This window comes from Acidovorax sp. HMWF018 (genome assembly GCF_003061035.1).
Taxonomy (GTDB): domain Bacteria; phylum Pseudomonadota; class Gammaproteobacteria; order Burkholderiales; family Burkholderiaceae_C; genus Acidovorax; species Acidovorax delafieldii.
Genome location: NZ_QAIM01000056.1, coordinates 1 through 2,662 on the forward strand (window position 1 = coordinate 1; position 2,662 = coordinate 2,662).

3 protein-coding genes are annotated in these 2,662 nt (G+C 69.3%); all 3 read left to right on the plus strand.

Going from position 1 to position 2,662, the window contains the following annotated elements; translation table 11 throughout:
- Positions 1–7: 7 nt before the first annotated feature.
- The 3 genes from DBR23_RS02025 to DBR23_RS02035 are packed head-to-tail and all read left to right on the plus strand — an operon-like array spanning position 8 to position 2,296.
- Complete coding sequence (locus DBR23_RS02025) at positions 8–580, plus strand: DUF2867 domain-containing protein (RefSeq protein ID WP_108497143.1); 573 nt, start codon at positions 8–10, stop codon at positions 578–580.
- Complete coding sequence (locus tag DBR23_RS02030; RefSeq protein WP_108497141.1) at positions 567–1,895, plus strand: AarF/ABC1/UbiB kinase family protein; 1,329 nt, start codon at positions 567–569, stop codon at positions 1,893–1,895. The genes DBR23_RS02025 and DBR23_RS02030 overlap by 14 nt, the downstream gene beginning before the upstream one ends.
- Positions 1,895–2,296 (plus strand): hypothetical protein, encoded by a 402-nt coding sequence (locus DBR23_RS02035; protein WP_108497142.1) that lies wholly within the window; start codon positions 1,895–1,897, stop codon positions 2,294–2,296. Before DBR23_RS02030 ends, DBR23_RS02035 begins: the two co-directional genes overlap by 1 nt.
- Positions 2,297–2,662 lie beyond the last annotated feature (366 nt).

Genomic DNA, 2,662 nt, shown 5'->3' on the forward strand with positions numbered 1-2,662 from the left:
GGCCTTCGTGGGGCCGGTGGTCGCCCGGGGTTTGCGGGGTGCGCGCGCCACCCAGGTGCCGCCCGGCACGGCCATCCACGCCACGCTGCCCGGGGCCGATTTTTTTGACGCCTACGAAGTGGCTGACCGGCACCCCGCGCGCTCGGCCCTGCAGTCGTGGCTGGATGTGGCGGCCCGCACCCCGGCGTGGACGCGCGCCCTCATGTTCATGCGCAACAAGGCCGTGCGCCTGGTGGGCCTGAAGGACCTGGGCCAGCTGGATGACGGCCACCCGCCTGCCAGCGGCCGATCCCTGCGCGACGCGCGCAGCTACCGCGTGGGCGACCGCGTGGGCATCTTCCACATCCGGCACCTGAGCGACACCGAAGTGGTGATGGGCCAGGACGACAAGCACCTGGACGTGCAGGTGTCCATCTGCAAACAGCCCGCCGCCCCCGGCACCGCGCCCCGCGTTGTGCTGAGCACCGTGGTGCACATCCACAACACGCTGGGCCATGCGTACATGGCGGTGATCACGCCGATCCACCGCGTGATTGCACGCGGCACGGCCCAGCGCCTGGCAAACCATGGCCCAAACTGACGCAAACGCACCTCGCACCGGCAAGCTGGCGCGCAGCGCCATCACCGGGCTCGCGGCCGCGCGCATCGGCATGGCGGAGCTGGGACACCGCACGCGCAAGCGCTCAGCCCAGGCACAGGCCGAGCACGAGGCAGCGCTGGGCCGCATTTTGTTTGGTGCGCTGGGGCAGCTGCGCGGCTCCGCGCTCAAGGTGTCGCAGCTGCTCAGCATGCACCCGGGCCTGCTGCCCGACGGCGTGCGCAGCGAACTGGCACGCGCCCACCACCAGGCCCCGCCGCTCAACCGCGCGCTGGTGGGACGCGTGTTCCGCCAGGCCTTCGGGCAAGAGCCGGAGGCGCTGTTCGACCAGTTCGAGCCCACCGCGTTTGCCGCCGCCAGCCTGGGCCAGGTGCACCGCGCGCAGCTCGCAGGCCACGGCATGGTGGCCGTGAAGGTGCAGTACCCCGGCATTGCCGCCACCATTGCCAGCGACATGCAGCTGATGCGCGCCGCGCTGCGCGCCCTGGCCCACACCGACATGCCGCTGCCCACCGATGCCGTGCTGGACAGCGTGATGACCGAGATCGAGGCCACCCTGCTGCGCGAAGTGGACTACCTGCAGGAGGCCGAACAGCTGCAGTGGTTTGCCCAGCACGCCGCACAGCCGGGGGTGGTGATGGCGCAGCCCATCCTGTCGCACACGCGGGCCCAGGTGCTCACGCAGCAGTTTGTGCCCGGGCTACCGTTGCAAGCCTGGCTGGCCACACAGCCACACCAGGCGCTGCGCGACCAGGCCGGGCAGCACCTGTGGGACTGGTTCATGCACTGCATCTTTGTGCTGGGGCGGGTGCATGCCGACCCGCACCCGGGCAACTTTCTGTTCGCGCCCGATGGCACGGTGGGTGTGCTGGACTTTGGCTGCACGCGCGCCCTGCCCAACGCATTCCGTGCGCAGGTGGTGCAGGCGTGGTCTGCCCTGCTGCGCGCCCCTACCGACCCTACACGCGATACACAGGTGCTGCAGGCCTACCAGGCGCTGGGGCTCTTGCGCAAGGACCTGACCGTGCAGGCCTACACCACTGAACTCGCCCCCGCGCTGGCCGAGATGCAGGCCTGGCAGATCGAGCCCTTCACCCAGCCGGTGTTTGACTTTGGCACCAAAACACCGCCGCCCATCACCCCCAGCCAGCACCAGCGCGTGCTGGGCCAGCACCTCGCCCAGATCCCCGGCGAGATGCCCGCGTTCGAGCGCATGTGGATGGGGCTGATGCACCTGCTGACGCAGCTGGGTGCCCAGGTGCACACCCGCGCCCACAAGGCGTTGGCCGTTCACTAATGACAAACACCGCGTTGACCTTGGCGGCAGCCGGGCTGGCCCTGGTGGGTGTGGCGCACTCGGTGCTGGGAGAGCTTCTGCTGTTTCGCAGGCTGCGTACGCAGGGGCACCAGACAGCGGGGCGCGCGGAGGTTGGCACCGCGCAGCAGTTGCTGCACACCCCGCACCTGCGCATTCTGTGGGGCACCTGGCATGTGGCTTCGGTACTGTGCTGGGCACTGAGCGCTCTGCTCTGGCGCCTGGGCACCGCACCTTGGGACGCGGCCCTGGGCGCCTGGGCCGCCGACGCGGTGGGCATTGCCACCCTGGCCAGTGGCGTGCTGGTGTTCTTTGCCACGCATGGCAGACACCCGGCGTGGTGCGCGTTGCTGGTGATTGCGACGCTGGTGTGGTGGCGCTGAAGCAAGCCATCGCGGGCGGATGGATGGGGGACGCCGACGCCGGACGCCTGAGCAGGCGTGACAAAAATCACACGGCAACCGTTTGCCTCCGAAGTCGGCAACACAACTTCACAAAGCTTCGCAATTGGCCTACACCGGCTTGACGCAGCGTGCGCACCATGAAGTCTCCGGTTCCGCAAGGAATCACATCTGAGGAGAACCTTATGGCCCGCAAAGCACTTGCCGCTGTGTCCATCGCCCTGCTGTCGCTGGGCGCCGCGAGCGCGGCGCAGGCGCAGACCAGCGCCACCGTTGTCATCCAGGCAGGTACGCCTGTCTACCAGCAACCCGCCCCGGTGCGCGTGCAGTACCAGGCGCCGCCCCCAC